This window comes from Cupriavidus sp. GW823-FHT07A04, assembly GCF_058794615.1.
The window spans coordinates 52,329-73,830 of the sequence record NZ_JBXAHA010000031.1; the positions used below are offsets into that span (position 1 = coordinate 52,329).

Annotated in this window: 23 protein-coding genes; 5 read left to right on the forward strand and 18 right to left on the reverse strand. The window is 67.3% G+C overall.

What is annotated here, in order from left to right:
• Positions 1–6: 6 nt before the first annotated feature.
• On the reverse strand, positions 7–1,149 hold the full coding sequence (locus AC1Q7Q_RS37250; RefSeq protein WP_492375701.1) for an anhydro-N-acetylmuramic acid kinase: 1,143 nt from the start codon (positions 1,147–1,149) through the stop codon (positions 7–9).
• A 19-nt stretch (positions 1,150–1,168) separates the two neighbouring features.
• Positions 1,169–2,548, reverse strand: coding sequence for a M23 family metallopeptidase (locus AC1Q7Q_RS37255; RefSeq protein ID WP_043343687.1), 1,380 nt, complete (start codon positions 2,546–2,548; stop codon positions 1,169–1,171).
• Between the two features lie 228 nt (positions 2,549–2,776).
• Here AC1Q7Q_RS37255 and tyrS point away from each other — a divergent pair, with 228 nt between their 5' ends.
• The 5 genes from tyrS (at position 2,777) to AC1Q7Q_RS37280 (ending at position 6,217) form a co-directional block, all read left to right on the forward strand.
• The gene (gene tyrS, locus AC1Q7Q_RS37260; RefSeq protein ID WP_492375700.1) at positions 2,777–4,018 is read left to right on the forward strand and encodes a tyrosine--tRNA ligase; all 1,242 of its coding nucleotides are present in this window, start codon (positions 2,777–2,779) and stop codon (positions 4,016–4,018) included.
• A gap of 19 nt (positions 4,019–4,037) precedes the next feature.
• Positions 4,038–4,559, forward strand: coding sequence for a D-aminoacyl-tRNA deacylase (dtd, locus tag AC1Q7Q_RS37265; RefSeq protein WP_492375699.1), 522 nt, complete (start codon positions 4,038–4,040; stop codon positions 4,557–4,559).
• An 18-nt stretch (positions 4,560–4,577) separates the two neighbouring features.
• Entirely contained in the window at positions 4,578–4,745 is a 168-nt protein-coding gene (locus AC1Q7Q_RS37270; protein ID WP_492375698.1) for a hypothetical protein, read from the forward strand.
• 47 nt (positions 4,746–4,792) lie between these two features.
• Entirely contained in the window at positions 4,793–5,452 is a 660-nt protein-coding gene (locus AC1Q7Q_RS37275) for a YbhB/YbcL family Raf kinase inhibitor-like protein (RefSeq protein WP_492375697.1), read from the forward strand.
• Between the two features lie 90 nt (positions 5,453–5,542).
• The gene (locus AC1Q7Q_RS37280) at positions 5,543–6,217 is read left to right on the forward strand and encodes a histidine phosphatase family protein (RefSeq protein WP_492375696.1); all 675 of its coding nucleotides are present in this window, start codon (positions 5,543–5,545) and stop codon (positions 6,215–6,217) included.
• Between the two features lie 26 nt (positions 6,218–6,243).
• Here AC1Q7Q_RS37280 and AC1Q7Q_RS37285 read toward each other — a convergent pair whose 3' ends face one another.
• From AC1Q7Q_RS37285 to AC1Q7Q_RS37360, 16 genes are all read right to left on the reverse strand, one after another.
• The gene (locus tag AC1Q7Q_RS37285) at positions 6,244–6,969 is read right to left on the reverse strand and encodes a queuosine precursor transporter (protein ID WP_492375695.1); all 726 of its coding nucleotides are present in this window, start codon (positions 6,967–6,969) and stop codon (positions 6,244–6,246) included.
• Positions 6,970–7,097: 128 nt separating this feature from the next.
• On the reverse strand, positions 7,098–7,682 hold the full coding sequence (locus AC1Q7Q_RS37290; RefSeq protein ID WP_492375694.1) for a BPSL1445 family SYLF domain-containing lipoprotein: 585 nt from the start codon (positions 7,680–7,682) through the stop codon (positions 7,098–7,100).
• Between the two features lie 189 nt (positions 7,683–7,871).
• Complete coding sequence (gene ruvB, locus AC1Q7Q_RS37295) at positions 7,872–8,927, reverse strand: Holliday junction branch migration DNA helicase RuvB (RefSeq protein WP_043343714.1); 1,056 nt, start codon at positions 8,925–8,927, stop codon at positions 7,872–7,874.
• A 116-nt stretch (positions 8,928–9,043) separates the two neighbouring features.
• Complete coding sequence (ruvA, locus tag AC1Q7Q_RS37300) at positions 9,044–9,625, reverse strand: Holliday junction branch migration protein RuvA (protein WP_150988018.1); 582 nt, start codon at positions 9,623–9,625, stop codon at positions 9,044–9,046.
• A 163-nt stretch (positions 9,626–9,788) separates the two neighbouring features.
• On the reverse strand, positions 9,789–10,976 hold the full coding sequence (locus AC1Q7Q_RS37305) for a glycerophosphodiester phosphodiesterase (protein ID WP_492387283.1): 1,188 nt from the start codon (positions 10,974–10,976) through the stop codon (positions 9,789–9,791).
• 78 nt (positions 10,977–11,054) lie between these two features.
• Entirely contained in the window at positions 11,055–11,600 is a 546-nt protein-coding gene (ruvC, locus tag AC1Q7Q_RS37310; protein ID WP_492376855.1) for a crossover junction endodeoxyribonuclease RuvC, read from the reverse strand.
• A 546-nt stretch (positions 11,601–12,146) separates the two neighbouring features.
• Positions 12,147–13,721, reverse strand: coding sequence for a bifunctional phosphoribosylaminoimidazolecarboxamide formyltransferase/IMP cyclohydrolase (gene purH, locus AC1Q7Q_RS37315; protein WP_183034453.1), 1,575 nt, complete (start codon positions 13,719–13,721; stop codon positions 12,147–12,149).
• A 17-nt stretch (positions 13,722–13,738) separates the two neighbouring features.
• Positions 13,739–13,972: a Fis family transcriptional regulator gene (locus tag AC1Q7Q_RS37320; RefSeq protein ID WP_006156396.1), complete on the reverse strand. Its 234-nt coding sequence runs from the start codon at positions 13,970–13,972 to the stop codon at positions 13,739–13,741.
• A complete protein-coding gene (gene dusB, locus AC1Q7Q_RS37325; RefSeq protein WP_492376410.1) occupies positions 13,969–15,063 on the reverse strand; it encodes a tRNA dihydrouridine synthase DusB in 1,095 nt (364 codons plus the stop codon). Before dusB ends, AC1Q7Q_RS37320 begins: the two co-directional genes overlap by 4 nt.
• 238 nt (positions 15,064–15,301) lie before the next feature.
• Positions 15,302–16,549 (reverse strand): UbiH/UbiF/VisC/COQ6 family ubiquinone biosynthesis hydroxylase, encoded by a 1,248-nt coding sequence (locus AC1Q7Q_RS37330; protein WP_492376411.1) that lies wholly within the window; start codon positions 16,547–16,549, stop codon positions 15,302–15,304.
• Entirely contained in the window at positions 16,530–17,039 is a 510-nt protein-coding gene (locus AC1Q7Q_RS37335) for a hypothetical protein (RefSeq protein ID WP_492376412.1), read from the reverse strand. The genes AC1Q7Q_RS37330 and AC1Q7Q_RS37335 overlap by 20 nt, the downstream gene beginning before the upstream one ends.
• Positions 17,036–18,418, reverse strand: coding sequence for an aminopeptidase P N-terminal domain-containing protein (locus AC1Q7Q_RS37340; RefSeq protein WP_492376413.1), 1,383 nt, complete (start codon positions 18,416–18,418; stop codon positions 17,036–17,038). Before AC1Q7Q_RS37340 ends, AC1Q7Q_RS37335 begins: the two co-directional genes overlap by 4 nt.
• A gap of 81 nt (positions 18,419–18,499) precedes the next feature.
• Positions 18,500–19,240 (reverse strand): N-acetylmuramate alpha-1-phosphate uridylyltransferase MurU, encoded by a 741-nt coding sequence (murU, locus tag AC1Q7Q_RS37345; RefSeq protein WP_492376414.1) that lies wholly within the window; start codon positions 19,238–19,240, stop codon positions 18,500–18,502.
• 17 nt (positions 19,241–19,257) lie between these two features.
• Entirely contained in the window at positions 19,258–19,596 is a 339-nt protein-coding gene (locus AC1Q7Q_RS37350) for an AzlD domain-containing protein (RefSeq protein ID WP_043343742.1), read from the reverse strand.
• The gene (locus tag AC1Q7Q_RS37355) at positions 19,593–20,345 is read right to left on the reverse strand and encodes an AzlC family ABC transporter permease (protein WP_492376415.1); all 753 of its coding nucleotides are present in this window, start codon (positions 20,343–20,345) and stop codon (positions 19,593–19,595) included. Before AC1Q7Q_RS37355 ends, AC1Q7Q_RS37350 begins: the two co-directional genes overlap by 4 nt.
• A 31-nt stretch (positions 20,346–20,376) precedes the next feature.
• Positions 20,377–21,411 carry an aminoglycoside phosphotransferase family protein gene (locus AC1Q7Q_RS37360; protein ID WP_492376416.1) on the reverse strand — a complete coding sequence of 345 codons (1,035 nt, stop codon included), beginning with the start codon at positions 21,409–21,411 and terminating at the stop codon, positions 20,377–20,379.
• Positions 21,412–21,502: the final 91 nt, after the last annotated feature.

Consider the following 21,502-nt stretch of genomic DNA (forward strand, 5'->3'; position numbering starts at 1 on the left):
GTGTGGCTATCGAGGGTAGAGCGCGCCCAAGACACGCGGGCCGGCCGCGCCAGTGACGGTAGGCACATTGCCCGGCGCCCCGTGCAGCATCTGCCGCGCCAGCCACGCAAAAGCGATGCCCTCCACCTGTGATACCGGAACGCCCAGTTCGTCCGAGCTTTGCACCGTGACAGCGGGCAGCGCCTGCGCCAGCAACGCCATCACCAGGCGGTTGCGGGCGCCGCCGCCGCACACAATCAGCCGCGCCGCGTCGGGCGCGTGCTGCTTGACATCGCGGGCGATGGCTTCGGCGCTCAGCGCGGCCAGCGTGGCCTGCACGTCGGCGGGATCGAGTGCCGTGCCGTGCTGGGAAAGATGATTTTCCAGCCAAGCAGGATGGAACAGGTCGCGGCCCGTGCTCTTGGGCGGGGCCACGCTGAAATAAGGCTCGGCCAGCAGGCGCGCCAGCAGCGCCTGGTCGACCTTGCCGCTGGCGCCCCAGGCGCCGTCGGCGTCGTAGGCCAGGCCGTGATGCCGGTCGATCCAGTAGTCGAGCAGCACGTTGCCCGGGCCGCAGTCGAAGCCGGTGACCGGCCGCGCCGCGCCGCCTTCGCTGGCGGCGGGCAGCACGCTGATATTGGAGATTCCGCCGATATTGCAGGCCACCCGTGTCTGGGCGGCGTCGCCGAACAGCGCCTGGTGCACCGCCGGTACCAAGGGTGCGCCCTGGCCGCCGGCCGCCACGTCGCGGCTGCGGAAATCCGCCACCACGTCGATGCCCGTCAACTCTGCCAGCAGCGCGGGTTGCTGGCTCTGGCGGGTATAGCCGATGCCGTCGTACAAGCCGGGCCGATGGCGCACGGTCTGGCCGTGCGCACCGATTGCCGCGATGGCCTCCGGCGCCAGCCCGGCATTGCGCAGCAGGGTTGCCACGCAAGCCGCATAGACGCGCGCCAGCCCATTGGCGGCCAGCGCCTCGCGGTGGATTTCATCATCGCCGGGCTGCTGCAGCGCGCTGAACGCGTCGCGCAGTTCGGCCGGGAAGGACTGGAAGGCCGCCGCCAGCACCGTGGGCCGTGGCCCCGAGAAATCGACCAGCACGCCGTCCGCGCCGTCCATGCTGGTGCCGGACATGATGCCGATAAAGCAGTCTGGGGACGAAGTTGGCATGCTGGGCAGGCTCGATGGATCAATTGCTGGCCGAAGCCACGTTGTAGGTACGCAGCGCGTTGATGCGGCTGAGCATCTCGCTGGTATAGCTCAGGAACTGCTGGCGCGCCGGGCCGGACAGAGCGGGCGTGTCGAGCGCGGCGATGGCCAGCGGGTTCAGCGGCACATCGTTGACGCGGAACTCGTAGTGCAGGTGCGGGCCGGTGGCCCAGCCGGTCTGGCCGACGTAGCCAATGACCTCGCCTTGCGACACATGCTGCCCGCGCTTCATCGTGGCAAAGCCGGACAGGTGCGCGTAGTAGGTGGAGTAGCCGCTATGGTGCTTGAGGATGACGATGTTGCCGTAGCCGTTCTGCTGACCGACAAACTCGACTTCGCCGTCGCCGGTGGCCATCACCTTGGTGCCCGTAGGTGCGGCAAAGTCCACGCCCTTGTGCTGTGCCCAGTGGTGGTGCAGCGGATGGTCGCGCCCGCCAAAGCCCGACGACACGCGCGAGAACTCCACCGGCGAGCGCAGGAACGGCCGCTTCATGCTGCGCCCGTCAAAGGTGTAGTATGCGCCCTGCTTGCTGCCTTCCGGTGCGTACCAGAGCGCCTGGTGCAACTGGTTGTGGTTGATCAGCTCGACCGCCATCACGCGCCCGTTGCGCACGAACGCACCGTCGCGGAAGCCCGCTTCGTAGACGATGCGGAAGCGGTCTCCGCTGGTGATGTCATGGTGGAAATCGATCACGCCGGAGAAGATCGATAGCATCTGCTGGACGATCTCGTCGGGCACATTGGCCGCGTCCATGGCCTTGAAGAAACCACCCGAGGCAATGGCGCCGGACAGCATCTCATAGTGCAGCTCGTTCTTCACCGACTGCACGCGGGCCTTGTAGACCGGATCGGCAGGGTCGCCCGCGCGTTCGATCACCAGTTCGCGGGAGGCGTTTGCGTCACCACCGAGATTGGCTTGCAGCGACACCAGCAGGTTGTTCTCGTCAACCTCGGCCTGCACCGTCTGGCCGGGATTGAGGTCGAACAGGCCGCGCGCGGTGGTGTTGCGGCGGATAAAGGCCTGCGCATCGGGGTCGTCCACACCGAGCCGCTTGAGCAGGCTGGCAATGGTGTCGCCGCGCTGCATGCGCTCTTCGCGCACAAAGGTGGCGTCGGTTTCGGTAAGCTGTTCGAGTTGCGTGCGTAGATCGGGCAGGCGTATCGCCTCCCGGACACGCGGAGCCTGGGGGTCGTCGAAGGCGCTACGGGGGGCCACGCCCATGGCGGCTGCCATGCCCAGCGTGAACACCGTACCCACCGCCGCTGTCAACTGCTTGCGCCGACGGGCGTGCAGGGCATTGGTAGGATCGACCAGAACCACCAGCTCCCGCGCGAAAACTTCGCGGAGTCTGGACCACATCACGTAAAATTCACTCTTTGTTTCGGGCTGCGTTGCCGCGACGATTTTTTGCCTCGTCTGCCTTCCTCCCCGGAGGTGCGGCGCCTGCCATATTGGTTTGCCGCCTAGAATGGCGGTTGGCCCACGGGAACATTCCCGTTTGCACAAGAAGCGCGGATTATACCAAAACCGGCCGCAAGCCGTTTTGTGCCGCGGTCTGAATTCTCATGTTTTTCAAAGACTTACGTCATGACTGAAGTTTCCTCCGGCGCTGCCACTTCCTACCCCCTCACGCCCACCGTGATGCACGCCCTGGAGGTGTCCAAGCGCGGTTGCGACGAACTGCTGGTCGAATCCGAATGGCTGGCCAAGCTCGCGCGCAGCGAGGCCACCGGTGTGCCGCTGCGCATCAAGCTGGGGCTGGACCCGACCGCGCCCGATATCCATATCGGCCACACGGTGGTGCTCAACAAGATGCGTCAGTTGCAAGACCTGGGCCACCAGGTCATCTTCCTGATCGGCGATTTCACCTCCACCATCGGCGATCCGTCCGGGCGCAACGCCACCCGTCCTCCGCTCACGCGCGAGCAGATCGAGGCCAACGCCCAGACCTACTACAGCCAGGCGAGCCTGGTACTGGATCCGGCCAAGACCGAGATCCGCTACAACAGCGAGTGGTGCGATCCGCTGGGCGCGCGCGGCATGATCCAGCTGGCGGCCAAGTACACCGTGGCGCGGATGATGGAGCGCGACGACTTCACCAAACGCTTCCGCACTGGGATTCCGATTTCGGTGCATGAGTTCCTTTACCCGCTCATGCAGGGCTACGACTCCGTCGCGCTCAAGGCCGACCTGGAACTGGGCGGCACCGACCAGAAGTTCAACCTGCTGGTGGGCCGGGAGCTGCAGAAGGAATACGGCCAGGAGCAGCAGTGCATCCTGACCATGCCGCTGCTGGTGGGCCTGGATGGCGTGGAGAAGATGTCCAAGTCCAAGGGCAACTACATCGGCGTGACCGAAGCCCCGAGCGAGATGTTCGGCAAGCTGATGAGCATCTCGGATGACTTGATGTGGAAGTACTACGAGCTGCTGTCGTTCCGCCACATGAGCGAGATCGACCTGATGAAGCAGGAGATCTCGCTGGGCCGTAATCCGCGCGACTGCAAGGTGATGCTTGGCCAGGAGATCGTCACGCGCTTCCACAGCGCGGCCGATGCCGACCGCGCGCTCGAGGATTTCAACCACCGCGCGCGCGGCGGCGTGCCCGACGAAATCCCCGAGGTCAGCCTTTCCGGCGCACCGCTGGGCATCGGCCAGTTGCTCAAGCAGGCCAATCTGGTGCCGTCCACGTCGGAAGCCAACCGCAATATCGAACAGGGCGGCGTCAAGATCGACGGTACCATCATCAGCGACAAGGGGCTGAAGGTCGAGGCCGGCAGCTACGTCGTGCAGGTGGGCAAGCGCCGCTTCGCACGCGTGACGCTGGCTTGAGGCCGGGCAGGAACGGCTCATGATTGCGTTGATCCAGCGGGTCGCCCAGGCCCGCGTCACTGTCGATGGCCGCACCACCGGGGAGATCGGCGCCGGGCTGCTGGCGCTGGTCTGCGCCGAGCGCGGCGACGCCGAAGCGCAGGCCGAACGCCTGCTCGCCAAGCTGCTGGCCTACCGTGTGTTCTCCGATGAGGCCGGCAAGATGAACCTGCCCGTGCAGGACATCGATGGCCGCGGCACGCGCGGTGGCCTGCTGGTGGTGTCGCAGTTCACGCTGGCCGCCGATACCAACAGTGGCACGCGGCCCAGTTTCACCCCGGCCGCGGCGCCCGCCGATGGCGAACGCCTGTACAACCATTTCGTGGCGCGTGCGCGTGCTGCGCACGGCGAGGTGCAGACCGGCGAGTTCGGCGCCATGATGCAAGTCAGCCTGGTCAACGACGGTCCGGTCACCTTCTGGCTGCGCGTGCCGCCGGCCGCGCCGTCCGCCCACTCCCAGCCAGCCCAGCCCAGGCCAGCCGCTGATGCGGCGACGGCCTGACCGGACATGACCCAGGACATGACCCAGACAGTCACCCTCTACATCGCCACCAGCCTCGACGGCATGATCGCTTCGCCGGATGGCAGCGTGGACTGGCAACTGGCGGCGCACCGCGCCTTCGACGACGGCCTGCTGCAGCTCAGCTACCGCCGCCGCACGTCACCGCCGGGACCGGCCTTGGCCTGATCCCGCATGCCGCGCAGTGCGCGGCGCAACCCAGCAAGGAGAGAAACATGAAGCTCTGGAGCAAGGCATTCAGCGACAACGGGCCGATTCCGATCGAGTTCGCTTTCGGTGCGATCGACCCCGCCACCCACGTGACGCTGTCGAGCAACCGCAATCCCGACCTGCACTGGGACGAGGCCCCGGCCGAGACGCGTTCCTTCGTGCTGATCTGCCACGATCCGGATGTGCCCAGCCGTGGTGACGACGTCAACCAGGAAGGCCGCGAAGTGCCCGCTTCGCTGCCGCGCGTGGACTTCTTTCACTGGGTGCTGGTGGATATTCCGATGGGGCTGCGCACCATCTCCGCGGGCACCCACAGCGATGGCGTGATCGCGCGTGGCAAGCCGGGCCCCGAGGCCACCGGCGGCACGGCCGCGGCAGGTGGGCTGCGCCACGGCCTGAACGACTACACCGGCTGGTTCGCCGGCGACCCGGACATGAAGGGCGACTACTACGGTTACGACGGCCCTTGCCCGCCGTGGAACGACAGCCTGGTGCACCACTACGTGTTCACCGTCTATGCGCTCGACCTGGACTGCCTGCCGCTAGAGGGCACCTTCACCGGCGCCCAGGTGCGCGAGGCCATCCAGGGCCATGTGCTGGCGCAGGCTGCCTACACCGGCACCTATACCCTCAACCCGAATCTCGCCGGCCAGCCGGCGAAGTAAGCACGGGCCGCGCGGCGCGCAAGCGCTGCGCGCCCGGGGGCGCCATGACAGCACAGCGTAGCGCCGCCAAGATCGCCTAAAGGAAACGGCATGTCGCAATTGCCCGGGCCGCATTCGCTGGCCTTCACCCACCTGATCCTGATCCGCCACGGCGAGACAGCATGGAACCGCGAGCGGCGCCTGCAAGGCCAGCTCGACATTCCGCTCAACGCCACCGGCGTGGCGCAGGCGGATGCCCTGGCCCAGGCGCTGGCGGTCGAGCCGATCGATGCGGTCTACGCCAGCGACCTGTCGCGCGCGATGCAGACGGCGGCGCCGCTGGCCGAGGCGCTCGGCCTGGCGGTGCAGCCCGATCCCCGCTTGCGCGAGCGCTGCTACGGCTCGCTCGAAGGCATGACCTACGCGGAAGTGGCCGAGCAGCTGCCCGAGGATTTCGCCAGGTGGCAAGCGCGGGTTCCCGACTACGCGCCCGATGGCGGCGAGTCCCTGCTGGCGTTTCATGAGCGCGCGGTGGAAGCCGCGCTGGCGCTCGGGCGCCGCCATCCCGGCGAGCGCATTGCCCTGGTGGCCCACGGCGGCGTGCTGGACTGCCTGTACCGCGAAGCCAATGACATGACGCTGGAGGCGCCGCGCCGGCACGAATTGCTCAATGCCAGCATCAACCGGCTGCGCTGCGACAGCGTGCGGCTCACGGTTATGCAATGGGCGGACGTGGGCCACCTGGAAGCGCTCACCCTCGACGAAGTCGACCGCAGGGTGCCCTGAGCCGCGCTGGCTGCGCCAGGCGCGTCTTACACCCGCAGGCGGAAGGGCGTGAAATCGGTATTGCGGTCGTAGTAGTCTTCGCGCTCGGCGCGCTTGAGGAAGTTCACCACCTTGTAGGTGACCGGCGTCATCACCACTTCCCACGTGGTCTTGAGGAAGTACTGGGCAATGGCGACCTGGATCACTTTCTCCAGCGGCCAGATGCCGTAGAAGGCGATCACGTAGAACAGCGAGGAATCGACCAGCTCGCCGGCCAGCGTGGAGCCGATGGTGCGGGTCCACAGCCAGCGGCCGTTGGTCCACAGCTTCATCTTGGCCAGCACATAGCTGTTGGTGAAGCTGCCGCAGCAGAACGCGATCAGCGAGCCCAGCGCGATGCGCCAGGTATTGCCGAAGACGTCTTCCAGGCTCTTTTGGTAATCGCTCATGAAGGGCGCCACCGGCATCTTCAGCACCACCAGGCTCATGAAGGTGGCGAACGCCAGCGCCGCGAATCCGGCCCAGACCACGCGGCGATCGCGCCCGTAGCCGTAGACCTCGGTCAGCACGTCCCCAAAAATGTACGAAATCGGGAAGAACAGCACGCCCGCGCCGAAGGTCACCGGGCCGATCACCGGCAGCGTGACCTGGGCCGCCTTGGCCGCGCCGATCAGGTTGGAGCACAGCAGGACCGTGACGAAAGCCACCATCACGAGATCGTAGTAACGATAGACGCGCCCGCTGTGGGCGGGCGTGGCGCTTGACATGGTCATCGGGGTGTTCCAGGGGCGATTTTTGGGCGATTATGCCAGCCGCGCCGCCGCCTTGCCCCGCCACACTGTAGACGAGCGCGTGCCCTGGCCGGGTCGCCCCGGGCCAGGGCTGCCTGCGCGGGCTGCGGCTAGATGTTCAGCTTGCTGATCTTGGAGCCGTCCAGCGACACATCGAACATCAGCCCGGCATTGGTCTGCACGAAGCCGATCACAGGCTGCTGCCCGGTGATCGTATCGAGTTTGCCGTTGGCACCGACCTTGGCTAGCGCCACGCCGGCATCCGCACCGACCGTCCAGCCGCTGCTGTTGACGAACTTGTTGTAGGCATCGGGCGTCATGAACATCAGCACCACCGATTTGGACTGGCCGCCGGCGGTCGCGCCGACCGAGGCCGAGGTGGTGCGGTAATAGCTCACCGAGGCGCCCTTGGAGCGCAGCACGCCCTCGCCGTATTCGCCGCCGACCACCAGCCCTGCCGACAGCACTCGCGGGAACACGAGGATGCCCTGGGCGCGTGAGGCCAGCTCGCGCGAGCTGTCGACCGTCGCGAACAGCCGGTTGAGTGCCCCGTCGGCACCCGCGTCGATCTCTTTCTTCTTGGCCGCCGCGTCGGTTGGCGCATTGGTGCCGGTGGTGGTGCAGCCAGCCGCGAACGCGGTGGCCACGACCAGGCCCGAGCCCGCCAGCCGGCTGACAAAGTGGCGTCGATTCATGTGCTCTCTCCTGTCTGGGATCAGTTAGCCGGCCGTCGGGCATCTGCCGTCAGTTGTCGCCTTGCCTTGGCGGTCGGGGCTAAGTCATTGTGGACAAGGAGGAAGCAGCCAGCAATGCACGACAAAAGAATTGTCTGCGGGCCTCGAAACTACTTAATGCGGGTTTCGATGTGCGGGTTTCGATGCCGCTCAGGCCGGGGCCGAATCGCTCTCGCCGGGCGCCGCCAGCCCGAAGTGCCGGTAGGCGGCGGCCGTGGCCATGCGGCCCCGCGGCGTGCGCTGCAGGTAGCCCTGCTGGATCAGGAAGGGCTCGAGCACGTCCTCGATGGTGTCGCGCTCCTCGCCGATGGCAGCGGCCAGGTTATCCACGCCCACCGGGCCGCCGCTGAACTTGAGCAGGATCGCTTCCAGCAGCTTGCGGTCCATCAGGTCGAAGCCGACCGCGTCCACGTCGAGCATGGCGAGGGCGGCGTCCGCGATAGTGCGAGTGATGTTTCCGTCTCCTTTGACTTCCGCGAAGTCGCGCACGCGGCGCAGCAGCCGGTTGGCGATCCGTGGCGTGCCGCGCGCGCGGCGTGCGATTTCCAGCGCGCCCAGCGGGTCGATGCGGGCACCCAGCAGCTGGGCGGAGCGCGTGACGATGCGCGACAGCTCCTCGGCGGTGTAGAACTCCAGCCGCGCCACGATGCCGAAGCGGTCGCGCAGCGGGTTGGTCAGCATGCCCGCGCGGGTAGTGGCGCCGACCAGCGTGAAAGGTTGCAGGTCCAGCTTGACCGAGCGTGCAGCCGGGCCTTCGCCGATCATGATGTCGATCTGGTAATCCTCGAGCGCCGGGTACAGGATTTCCTCGACGACCGGGGATAGCCTGTGGATTTCGTCGATGAACAGGACGTCGTTGGCTTCCAGGTTGGTCAGCAGCGCCGCCAGGTCGCCCGGGCGTTCCAGCACCGGGCCGGAGGTCTGGCGCAGGTTGACGCCCATTTCGCGAGCGATGATGTGCGCCAGCGTGGTCTTGCCCAGCCCCGGCGGCCCGAACAGCAGCACGTGATCGAGCGCTTCGCGCCGGTTGCGCGCGGCGTGCATGAAGATGTCGAGCTGGCCGCGCACTTTTTCCTGGCCGACATATTCGTCGAGCAGCTTGGGACGCAGCGCCCGCTCGAAGGCCTCCTCGTTGGGGGAGACGGCGGTGGGGGCGATCACGCGATCGGCGCCCCGCTCGGTGGCTAGCTTGTCGGTTTCGATCATGTTACGGATGCGGGCAAAGTGGTTGGATTGTAGCCCTTCCGGGCATGGCGCCGGACGCGCGAGCCCTGCGCCGGCCGCGCAGGCTCAGCGCCGGGAGCCTCCTTGGCCCGGCCGGGTCAACCCTTGGATAGCGATTTCAGCGCCATCTTGATGCCGTCGGACACGCCGGTGCCTGCGGGCACCTGCTTGATCGCCAGCGCCGCCTCTTTCTCCGAGTAGCCGAGCGCAAGCAGCGCGTTGAGGATGTCGACGGCGTTGTCGTGCACCGGCGTGCTGCCGGGTGCTGCCCCAAGCTCGGCGCCCAGCTTGCCTTTGAGTTCGAGCAGCAGGCGCTCGGCGGTCTTCTTGCCGATGCCCGGCACGCGCGTCAGCCGTCCGGCTTCCTGCAGCGTGATGGCCTGCGCTAGTTCGCTGACCGACATGCCGGATAGCACCGCCAGCGCCATGCGCGCGCCGATGCCGGTGATCTTGATCAGCTCGCGGAAGGTGTTGCGCTCGGTGGCGCTGCCAAAGCCGTACAGCAGGTGCGCGTCCTCGCGCACGATCTGCTGGGTCAGCAGGGTGACGGGATGGCCGACGGCGGGCAGGTTGTAGAAGGTGCTCATCGGCACGTCAATCTCGTAGCCGACGCCGTGGCAATCGACCAGCAGGTGCGGGGGATTCTTCTCGATGAGGGTGCCGGCGATGCGTCCGATCATGGTGTAGTGTCTGCAGCGAATTACGGCGCGCGCGCCGGGATGGGAAGGGAGTGCGGCGGCCAGCGCGGGGAAAGGCCCGCCATCGCGAAGGCCGCCAGTGTAGCCCAGCGTGCGGAGTACCGGCGCGGCCGGGCTGCATTAGCTATCGGCTATCTGCTATCTGCTATTGGCCCAGCGTGTCCACCGCCTGGCGTCCCAGCGCGGGATCGTCGGTGAAAAAGCCGTCGATGCCGGCGGCGAGGAAGGCTTGCACCTCGCGCACCATGCCGCTGGGGCTGCGCGTGGCATCGTCGCCGCCGGTGCGCAGGTTGCGCGGCAGGAAGGTGTTCTCGGGACGGAAAGTATAGGGATGAACCAGCAAGCCTGCCGCATGCGCGTTGCGCACCAGCGCGGTCGGCGTGCCGAGGTTGCCGTTGGCGTCGCGGGGCACCACGCTGGACTTCTCCGGGCCGATGCCGTTGGCGTAGCTGGCCACTTCGCGCAAGCCGATCGGCGTCATCATGTCGGCGTAGGTGCGGGTGTCGCCAGCCAGGCGCCAGTCGGCAGGCCGGTTCTTCGCGCCGCCCATCAATTGGATCAGCTTCACATTCGGCATGCCCTGGGCCAGGCGCTGGCGCATCTCGCGCAAGTTGCCGGTCTCGAAGGACTGCACGAACACCGGCGCGCTGCGCGTGTACGCATGGGCTTGCAGCGTGGCCACCAGCTTCTCCTCCAGCGGCAGGCCAATGCCGTGGAAATAGCTCGGGTGCTTGGTTTCCGGGTACAGGCCGATCACGCGGCCGCTGCGTTGCGATGCCTTGGCCACCAGATCGATGATTTCGTCGAAGGTGGGAATCTCGAACTTGTCGTTGTACTGGGTATTGGCCTTGCGCACCTGCGCAATACGCTCGCGCGCGCGCAGCGTCTTGAGCTCGGCCAGCGTGAAGTCTTCGGTGAACCAGCCATCCAGGCGTTCGCCGTCGATTACCTTGATGCGCTTGCGGCTGGCGAACTGGGGCAGCTCCGCCACGTTGGTCGTGGTGCCGATCTCGTTCTCGTGCCGGGCCACCAGTACGCCGTCGCGCGTCATCACCAGGTCTGGTTCCACCACGTCGGCACCGTCGTCGATGGCGCGTTGGTAGGACGCCAGCGTGTGTTCAGGGCGCAGCGCGCTAGCGCCGCGATGCCCGATCACCAGCGCCTTGGGCACGGCCGGGGCTGGGGCCGGGGCCGGGGCTGCCGGGACAGTGGCCACGGGCGGCGGCGCGGCGCAGCCGGCGAGAACCGCGGCGGCCAGCGCGGACAACAGCGCCGGCAGGCGAGCGGAGCGAGGCGGATTCAAGGCGCGGAACGCGCGAGGCGAGCGGAGCATGCGGCATCCTTTGACGGGCGATCGCTCGATTGTAAGAGACTTGAAGGTGCAAGCGGCTGCCTGGCCGCCTGGGCTCGCTCAGCCGATCAGGCGCCCACGCCGTACCCGCATGCCCTTGCGCACCAGGTCCGGGGCCAGCCCGGTCAGGGCGGTGAGCGTGTTGCTGCCATTGGCATGGCAGATTGCCATGCCCAGGGCGTCCGCCGCATCGGAACTGGGGCGTCCCGTCAGGCTCAACAGGCGCATCACCATTTCCTGCACCTGCTCCTTGTTGGCGCGGCCGTAGCCGACCACCGCCACCTTCAACTGAAGTGCCGTGTACTCGAACACCGGCAGGCCATGCGTGACCAGCCCGCAGATCGCCGCGCCGCGGGCTTGGCCCAGCAACAGCGTGGATTGCGGGTTGACGTTGACGAATACCTTCTCGATTGCGGCGCAATCGGGCGTGTAGGTGCGGGTGACTTCGCTGATGCCGTCGAAGAGGGTTTTCAGCCTTGCCGGCAGGCCGCTGTCGCCGTCGCTCTTGATGGTGCCGGAGGCGATGTAGGTTAGCTTGTTGCCGTGCTTTTCCAGCACGCCGAAGCCGGTGGTACGGAGGCCGGGGTCGATGCCGAGGATACGCATGGGGGTCGGGCTCGGCTTTTAATGGGTGATGGGGGATTGTAACGTTGGGAGGGGAGGGGCGGCTGCAATTGCTACTTCGACTGCAACGGCCTGAAGTCAAAAGCAACTGCAACTGCAACTGCAGTTTCACCACCCCTGCGGGGCGGCAGACCTACTTTCTTGTCTTGCCAAGAAAGTAGGCAAAGAAGGCGCGCCGGATGGGGCGACTACCCCCTCGGGCTTCGACGAAAAGAGCGGCCGGGACCCAAACTCGCATCGCCTTAAGGCGATACTCAGACATGGGTCCCTCTTTTCCGCTCTTTTCGTCGAATCCCGAGGCGCCCCATACGGCCTTGGCACACCTTCACGGCTCGCTTCGCATCGCGCTTGGGTGATTTCCGCCCCTCGGGCGGGAATCACGGCTACACCGAATCCTTCACCTTGTCCGCTGGTTGGCTCCCCTCTCCCGCCTGCGGGAGAGGGGCCGGGGGAGAGGGCGGGCGCTCGCGATGCCGCGATGAGTTCGTTTGCCAAGCCCGCTGCAACCGCACGGACCAGGCCCGGACCTCAATGGCGGAAGTGGCGAACGCCGGTCAACACCATTGCGATATTGCGCTCGTCGGCCGCGGCGATCACTTCGTCGTCGCGCATCGAGCCGCCCGGCTGGATGACGCAGGTGGCACCTGCGTCCACCACGACGTCCAGGCCGTCGCGGAACGGGAAGAAGGCGTCCGATGCCACGGCCGAGCCCGCCAGCGTGAGGCCGGCGTTCTGCGCCTTGATGCTGGCGATGCGGGCCGAGTCCACGCGGCTCATCTGGCCGGCGCCGACGCCTAGCGTCATGCCGCCGCCACAGAACACGATGGCGTTCGACTTGACGAACTTGGCCACGCGCCAGGCGAACATCAGGTCGTCCATTTCCTTGGGCGTGGGCTGGCGCTTGGTCACCACGCGCAGTTCGTCCCGCTGGACGTTCCTGGCGTCGGGGCCTTGCACCAGCAGGCCGCCGCCGACGCGCTTGAAGTCATACGGGTTGAGGCCGTTGCCCAGCGGGATTTCCAGCAGGCGCACGTTCTGCTTGGCAGCAAACACGGCGCGCGCGCCGGCGCTGAACGACGGGGCGATCAGCACTTCGACGAACTGCTTGGCCACGGCTTGGGCGGCGGCTTCGTCCAGCTCGACGTTGAAGGCGATGATGCCGCCGAAGGCCGAGGTCGAGTCGGTCTTGAGGGCTTTTTCGTAGGCTTCCAGCGCATTGGCGCCGATTGCCACGCCGCACGGGTTGGCGTGCTTGATGATCACGCAGGCCGCGCCGGTGGCAGCGCCGAAGGTCTTGACGCATTCCCATGCCGCATCGGCGTCGGCGATGTTGTTGTACGACAGTTCCTTGCCTTGCAACTGCGTGTAGTTGGCCAGCGCGCCGTCGGAGGCTTTCAGGTCGCGGTAGAAGGCGGCTGACTGGTGCGGGTTCTCGCCATAGCGCATTTCCTGCACCTTCTCGAAGGCCAGGTTCAGCGTCTGCGGGTAGGCGCTGCGGGTCTGGTGCGCCTTGTCCGCGCCGAGGCTGGTCAGGTAGTTGGTGATGGCGCCGTCGTACTGCGCGGTGTGGGCGAACACCTTGGTGGCCAGGCGGAAGTTGGTGTCGTAGCCGACGCTGTTGGCGTTGGCGCGCATTTCTTCCAGCACCGGCGCGTAGTCGGCCGGGTCCACGATGACGGTGACGTCGCGGTGGTTCTTGGCGGCCGAGCGCAGCATGGTGGGGCCGCCGATGTCGATGTTCTCGATGGCGTCCGGCAGGGAGCAGTCATCCTTGGCCACGGTTTGCTGGAACGGGTACAGGTTCACGACCAGCAGGTCGATGGTGGGGATGTTGTGCTCGGCGAGAGCCGCCATGTGCTCGGGCAGGTCGCGGCGGGCCAGGATGCCGCCGTGCACCTTCGGGTGCAGGGTCTTGACGCGGCCGTCGAGCATTTCGGGGAAACCGGTGTAGTCGGCCACCTCGGTGACGGGCAGGCCGGCATCGGCCAGCAGCTTGGCGGTGCCGCCGGTGGAGAGCAGCGCGACGCCGAGCGAGTTGAGCTCGCGGGCAAATTCGACGATGCCGGTCTTGTCGGATACGGAGAGGAGGGCTTGCTTGATCATGGCTATGGGGAGACGCTTCAAAGTAAACCGTGCTGCTGCAACTTCTTGCGCAGCGTATTGCGATTGATGCCCAGGTAGGCGGCCGCGAGCGACTGGTTGCGCTCGGCGCGCGCCATCACTGCTTCCAGCAGCGGCCGTTCCACGGCTTCGAGCACCATGTTGTACATATTCGACGGCTCTTCACCGTCCAGGTCGCGAAAGTAGGCACCCAGGCTGTCCCGGATGCACTGGTCGATAGCGTTGCGGCTCATGCGGCAAGCAACTCCCCGTTATTGTTGTTGTTCGACTTGTTGCATTTCTCGTCGTCGGCGTCATCCGTGCCGTCCGCGCCGTCTTCCACATAGACCAGGCGCTCGGACAGCAGCGCCTGCTCATCGAAGAATTCGTTGACCGCGGCGAGCTGGGCCGTGGTGCTGTCCAGCGTGTTCATGCGGTGGCGGAACAGGTTGGCGCCGGCCAGGCCGCGCGTGTACCAGGCAATGTGCTTGCGCGCGGTGCGCACGCCGGTGAACTCGCCGTAGAAGTCGTAGTGGTCTTCCAGGTGCGCGTTCATGATGGCGCGGATCTCGGCCACTTCCGGTGACGGCAGCAGCTCACCGGTGGCCAGGTAGTGCTCGATCTCGCGGAACAGCCAGGGCCGGCCCTGCGCCGCGCGGCCGATCATGATGGCGTCGGCGCCGGTCACGGCCAGCACATGCTTGGCTTTTTGCGGCGTGGTGACGTCGCCATTGGCGACCACGGGGATGGAGAGCGCTGCCTTGACCGCGGCAATGGTCTCGTACTCGGCTTCGCCCTTGTACAGGTCGGCGCGCGTGCGCCCGTGCACGGTGAGCATGCTGATGCCGGCGTCTTCCACCATGCGCGCGATGCGAAGCGCATTGCGGTTCTGGCGGTCCCAGCCGGTACGGATCTTGAGCGTGACGGGCACGCGCGGATCGACCTCGGCCACGGCGGCGACCACCGCCTGGACGATGCGCACCACCAGCGGCTCGTTTTGCAGCAGCGCCGAGCCGGCGGCCACATTGCACACCTTCTTGGCCGGGCAGCCCATGTTGATGTCGATGATCTGCGCGCCGCGCTCCACGTTGTGGCGCGCGGCCTGCGCCATCATGGCCGGCTCGGCGCCGGCGATCTGCACCGCGATGGGCTCGACTTCGCCCGTGTGGTTGGCGCGCCGCATGGTCTTTTCGCTCTTCCACAACTGTGCGTTGGAGGCGACCATTTCGGACACCGCATAGCCCGCCCCCAGCCGTTTGCACAGCTGGCGGAATGGCCGGTCCGTCACACCGGCCATGGGCGCGACGAACAGGTTGTTGCGGAGTTGGTGCGGTCCGATTTGCACGATAGAGACTGGTAGCGACTGTAGCGACTGACGAGGGGCCGCAAGGCGGCCCGCAACTAGACAAAAATGAAAATGGCATGCCCTGCCGAAACAGTGCTCGGCGTCATTCAGTGGGCATGTGTGAGGGCAGGATTTTACCGCCAAACGCCCCGGGTTGCTCAAGATTTGAGCAAATATTGCACCGGGCCGGATTGCAAACAATGTTGACAACAGGGCCGCCGGCGGCCCTTGGCAGCCTTTAGCGGCGCATGCCGTACATCATCTGGTGCGCCAGCGTGTCCTTGAGCGGTCCCAGGCAAGCGAGCGCCGCCAGGGACGCCCCACGCGCGTGGGCAGCGAGCGGGTAGGAAACGCCAAACACGCGCGGCAGCAGGTCGGTCACGCCGATGGTGACGGCCCGATCCAGCTTTTGTTGCGCCGCAAACGCCTGCAAGGCCTGCGGGCTGCAGTCGGCGCGCAGCGCGAGCGCCAGGGCAAAGGCGTCGCGCAGGCCGAGGTTGAGACCCTGGCCGGCTACCGGATGTAGCGTCTGCGCCGCATTGCCGACCGCTACCACGCGGCCCTGCACGGTGACGGGCGCCGCGTTCAGCCCAAGCGGGAAGGCATGGCGCTTGCCAATGCCGGTGAAGCGGCCCATGCGCGGGCCGAAGGCTTGTTCCAGTTCAGCCAGGAACTCCCCTTCGGGCAGCGCGAGCCGGCGCGCCGCTTGTTCCGGCGGGCAGCACCAGACCAGGGCGTAGCCGGGTGTGCCGTGCTCTTCATGCGGCAGCAGTGCCAGCGGGCCTTCCTCGGTAAAGCGCTCCCAGGCCCAGCCGGGCTGCGGGCGCGAGCAGGCCACGTGGGCCACGATGGCGGTCTGCCCATAGTCGCGCCGGTATTTCTGCCCCTGCACGCCACGCTCCGCGCGGGTGGACTGCTGGTGGAACAGGCCGCCTTCGGCCTGCACCACCAGGCGCGCGCCGAAGGCGGCGGGCTGCTGGTCATGCCCATGGCCGCAGAGGCGCACCAGGCTGGCTGCAGCCGTATCGGGACCAGGTTGCTCCAGCTGATCGATGCGCGTCTCGTAGACCCGTCGCAGGCGTTCGCCAGCGGGGGCGGGGCTGGCCTGGACGGCCTGGGCCAGCGCACGCTCGAGTGCCTCGCACAATTCGCCGTAGCGCACCACATAGCCCAGCGCAGGTACGTCGTAGTCGTGGCTGTGGAGCTTGACGTGGCCGAACCGCCCGCGTTGCGACACATGGATATGCTCGATCGGGGTGACAGCGCGGGGCCACGCGCCGATCTGCTCGAGCAGCTGGCGGCTGCCGTACGACAGCGCGATGGCGCGCGGATCGCGGGACGCGCGCGCCGGCGTGGCGGCGTCGATCAAGGTCAGGCGCCACGGGCTCTTGCGCAGCAACAGGCAGGCCAGCGCGAGCCCTACCGGCCCTGCGCCGACGATGGCGATATCCGTGTCCGCGCAGGCTTCAGTGCTTGCCGGGCTCATGCGCGCTGCCTGGCTGGGCGACGAGGTTGCTGTCGTTGCTCGCATTGCCCATGGCGCCGGACTCCGCCGGCTGTACGCCGCGCTTCCAGCAGTTGGCGTCGGTGCGGTGCTTGCCCGCCGCCGCGTCGCTCAGGGCGTTGTCCAGCTTCTGCTGGTTGAAGCCGGGAAATGCCTGCAGGCGTTCCACCAGCGCCGCATGGTTGGCCGCGTCGAGCGGTACCACGCAGCCCCGGGGCGTGCCGTCGGCCTTGGGGTCTCCCACCAGGATCAGCCAGGCCTTCCCGGCCCATGGCTCGCGGTTCGAGACCCGCACCACCACGCGTTCGATCACGTCCCATTCGAGTTCTTCGCGCTGACCATCGGGGCGATGCACGACCAGGCGGTCATCATAGAGGTTGACCACGAACGGTTGCGCGGGATCAACGGCGCGTGCGCGGCTGGTCTGTGGGCGCTCGCCGCTCGGAAGTATCTTGCGTAGCCAACTGATCATCGTGTACCTCCCGCGTCGCGCATCAGCGCCTCGATTTCGTCCGCCTTGACCGGCACGCCGCGCGTCATCAGCTCGCAGCCGCCCCCGGTGACAACCGCATCGTCCTCGATGCGGATGCCGATATGCCAGAAGCGCTCCGGCACTTCCGGTGCCGGGCGCACGTAGATGCCGGGCTCCACCGTCAGCACCATGCCGGGCGCGAGGGGACGCCAGGCGCGTTCGCCCTCGGCCGGCGCGGCGCCGGGCACGCGGTACTCGCCCACGTCATGCACGTCCATGCCCAGCCAGTGGCCGGTGCGGTGCATGTAGAACTGGCGGTAGCTGCCGCTGGCGAGTACCTCGTCCAGGCCGCCGCAACGGTTCGCGTCGAGCAGGCCGGTATCAAGCATGCCCTGCGCCAGCACTCGCGTGGCGGCGTCGTGCGGCACGTTGTAGGGCACGCCGGGGCGGGTCTCGGCGATGGCGGCTTCCTGCGCGGCCACCACCAGGTCGTACAGCTCGCGCTGGGCTGGCGAAAAGCGGCCGGAGACGGGGAAGGTGCGGGTGATGTCGGACGCGTAGCCATCGAGCTCGCAGCCGGCGTCGATCAGGCACAGGTCGCCATCGCGCAGCTCGGCGGGGCCGGCGCGGTAGTGCAGCACGCAGGCATTGGGGCCGGTGGCGACGATCGAGTTGTAGGCGACGCTCTGCGCACCGTGGCGGCGGAATTCGTAGAGCAGCTCGGCTTCCAGGTGGTATTCGCGCAGGCCCTCGCGCGAAGCACGCATGGCGCGCACATGGGCCTGGGCCGAGATCTCGGCGGCGCGGCGCATGGTGGCGATCTCGCCGGCATCCTTGAACAAGCGCATCTCGTCGAGGATGGTGCGGATGTCGATCGCCGTCGATGGCGCGGTCACGCCGGCACGGCCCTGCATGCGCACCGTTTCGAGCCAGCGCCGCACCTGCATATCGGTGCGGGTGTTGGCGGCCAGCGGGTAGGCCACCACAGCGTGGTCGGCCAGCAGCGAGGGCAGCAGGGCGTCGATTTCCTCGACCGAATGTGCCTCGTCGAAGCCGAAGGCCGCCTGCGCGCCTTCCGGGCCATAGCGGAAGCCATCCCAGATCTCGCGCTCCTCGTGCTTGGGGCGGCAGAACAGGATGCTGCGCTCGGCGCCGCCCGCCTGCGCCACCAGGACCAGCACGGCCTCCGGCTCGGTGAAGCCGGTCAGGTAATAGAAATAGCTGTCATGGCGATAGGGATAGTCGCTATCGCGGTTGCGCATGGCTTCCGGCGCGGTGGGCAGGATCGCCACGCCGCCGCCGGCGGCGCGTAATTGCTGCAGCACGCGGGCGCGCCGGTCGCGACAGGCGAGAAGGAGGGCGGAGTCGGGTGCGGACATGTGTTGGGCCACGTGGATGGGGAATAGGACGATTCTAACGCCGTCGGATTGCCGGCGCGGGGCTGGACTGGCCGGACCCGCTCAGGGCAAGGGTGCGCAAGCGGTGCCGGCTCGCGCTAGCACCAGGGCATCGAGGGCCGCCAGCTGGGCCGGCGTGCCGACGTTCTCCCAGGCGCCGTCGAAGCGCTCGCCGCTGGCCAGCCCGGCCGCCACGGCGGCGCGATAGTAGGGCGTCATGGCAACTTTCTGGCCGGGCTCGATGGCGGTGAACAGCCGGGTGTCGTACAGGCCGATATTGCCGAAGGTCAGGCTCGGCGCCGTCGCCGTGGGCGTGAGCGACAACAGGCCGTTGGCGCCGAGCGCAAAATCGCCGCCCGGATGGAACGGCGGATTGGGCACCATCACGAGGTGCATGCGCGGCTCGGGCGCACCGGCCATGGCGCGCGCGCGGGGCAGCAGGGCGCGGAAGTCGTAATCGGTGAAGATGTCGCCGGATACCGCCAGGAAGATCTCGCCGCGCTCGGGTGCGGCCGACAACAGCGGCAGCGCCTGGGCGATGCCGCCGGCGGTTTCCAGCGCGCTGGGCTCGGCTGAGTACGCCAGGCGAACGCCGAAGCGGTTGCCATCACCGAGCGCCTGCTCGATCTGCTCGCCGAGCCAGGCGTGGTTGATCACGATGTCCTTGAAGCCGGCGCGCGCCAGCGCCTCGATCTTCCAGACGATCAGCGGCTTGCCGCCCACCTGCAGCAGCGGCTTGGGATGGGCATCGGTCAGCGGGCGCATGCGTTCGCCGCGCCCGGCTGCAAAAATCATGGCTTTCAATGCAGGGTCTCCGGCGCTTATTTCAGCGCGTGGTTCAGCAGGTATGTCAGCGCGATCAGGGTGCCCATGCCGCCAGCGATGGTCCAGCCAATGCTGCGCGTCCTGGCGGCGATGACAATGGCCACCAGCCCTGCTACCAGGCGCGCATTGCCGGGGCCGATGTCGACGTGGCCATCACGCATCAGCAGGTCGGGCGCGATCAACGCCGACAGCATGGCGGCCGGCACGAATTGCAGCGCGGTGCGGAACCACGACGGCAGCCGCACCCGGCCTTCCACGGCAATGAAGGACAGGCGGATCAGGAAGGTGGCGAGGCCGGCGCCGATAAACACCAGCAGCAGGGTGAGCTGGCTCATGCGGCGGGCTCCGTCGCGGCCGGCTTGCGCTGCCTGCGGTCCTTGCCAAGCAGCAGCATGCCCGCGGCAATCCCGCCCAGCGCCGCGACCATCAGGCCAAGCTTGTGCGGCATGCCGTAGCAGGCCACCGCCAGCGCCGTGGCCGCCAGCGCCGCCGCGGCGTGCGAGCGGTGCTTGATGCCGGGCACGATGATGGCGATGAAGGTGAGCGGCAGGAAGAAATCAAGCGGCCAGTCGCGCGGGACCTGGGCGCCCACCAGCACACCCGCCAGCGTCGAGACCTGCCAGCTGGCCCACAGCGCGAAGCCGGCGCCAAAGAAGAACCAGTGGCGGTAGCGCTTGTGTTCGTCGTCGTCACTGAGGCGCCGCGTCATGGCGGCGAAGGCCTCGTCGGTCAGCAAGTAGGAGATGAGTGCCTTCCAGCGGCCCGGTAGGTGCGCCAGCGCCGGGGCCATGGTGGCCGAGTACAGCGCATGGCGCAGGTTGACCATGGCGACCGTCACGGCGATCAGCACCGCCGGCGTGCCCGCCGCCCACAGTTGCGTCAGGATCATCTGCGAGGCGCCGCCGAACACGATTGCGCTCATGGCGCAGGCCAGCCACGCGGGCATGCCGGCGTTGACCGCCAGCACGCCGTAGATCAGGCCGAACGGCGCCACGCCAAGCAGCATCGGCGCCAGCGCCCGCACGCCAGCCCACCACTCGCCGCCGCGGGTGAGCGTGGCCGTGGGATCGCCGCCGGATGTCATGGCTGTGCGTCCGTCATGGCTTGCACCGGCATCAGAACGTGTAGCCGACCGGGCGTTCGACGCCGTCGAGGGCGTCGAACAGCCGTACCAGCCTGCGCAGCTCGATGTAGCGGCCCGCCACCTGGCGCGCGTACTTGAGCACCAGCGGCAGGTTGGCCAGGTAGCCATCCTTGCCGTCGCGATGGTACAGGCGGGCAAAGATGCCGAGTACCTTGAGGTGGCGCTGCAGGCCCATCCACTCGAAATCCCGGTAGAAGTCACCAAAATCGGGCGCCACCGGCAGCCCGGCCATGCGCGCGCGCTCCCAGTAGCGGATCAGCCAGTCGAGTTGCTCCTGCTCGTCCCATTCAATATAGGCATCGCGCCACAGCGACACCGCATCATAGGTAATGGGGCCGATCACCGCGTCCTGGAAATCCAGGATGCCGGGATTGGCCTCGCCCTCAAGCACCATCAGGTTGCGTGAGTGATAGTCGCGATGCACATACACCTGCGGCTGTGCCAGGTTGTTGGCCAGCAGCGTCTGCATCACTTCGGCCAGCCCGGATTCCTGGTCGGGCGTCAGTGTCACGCCCAGGTGCCGGGCCACGTACCACTGCGGGAACAGGTCGACTTCGCGCTGCAGCAGCACGCGGTCGTAGGCGGGCAAGGTGCCGGGGCGGGTCGCGAGCTGGATCTTCACAAGCGCGGCGGCGGCATCGCCATAAAGGCCGCGCGCGCTGGCCGCGTCCAGCCGCGACAGATACGTGGTGTTGCCCAGGTCGCTGAGCAGCAGGAAGCCTTGCTCGAGGTTCTGCGCCAGTACCTTGGGCACGCTCACGCCGGCAGCGCCGAACAGTTCCGCGACATGGATGAAGGGGCGGCAGTCCTCCTGCGCGGGAGGCGCATCCATCACGATCACGCTCGGATGGTCGGGGTGGCTGGTGCTGGCCCGGAAGTACCGCCGGAAGCTGGCGTCAGCCGATGCGGGGGTACAGGAGTCGGGGTTAATGGACCAGGCCGGACCGAGTCCGGACACCCAGACTTTGAGCTGGTCGAGACGCGGGTCGAGAGGATGTGCTGCCATGCCGGAAAGGGAGAATAGGATGCCCCGTATAATACCCGACCAGACCCGGGCCCCGGGGCGGCTCCCAGGCGGGCCTCCTACAGCCCGACAG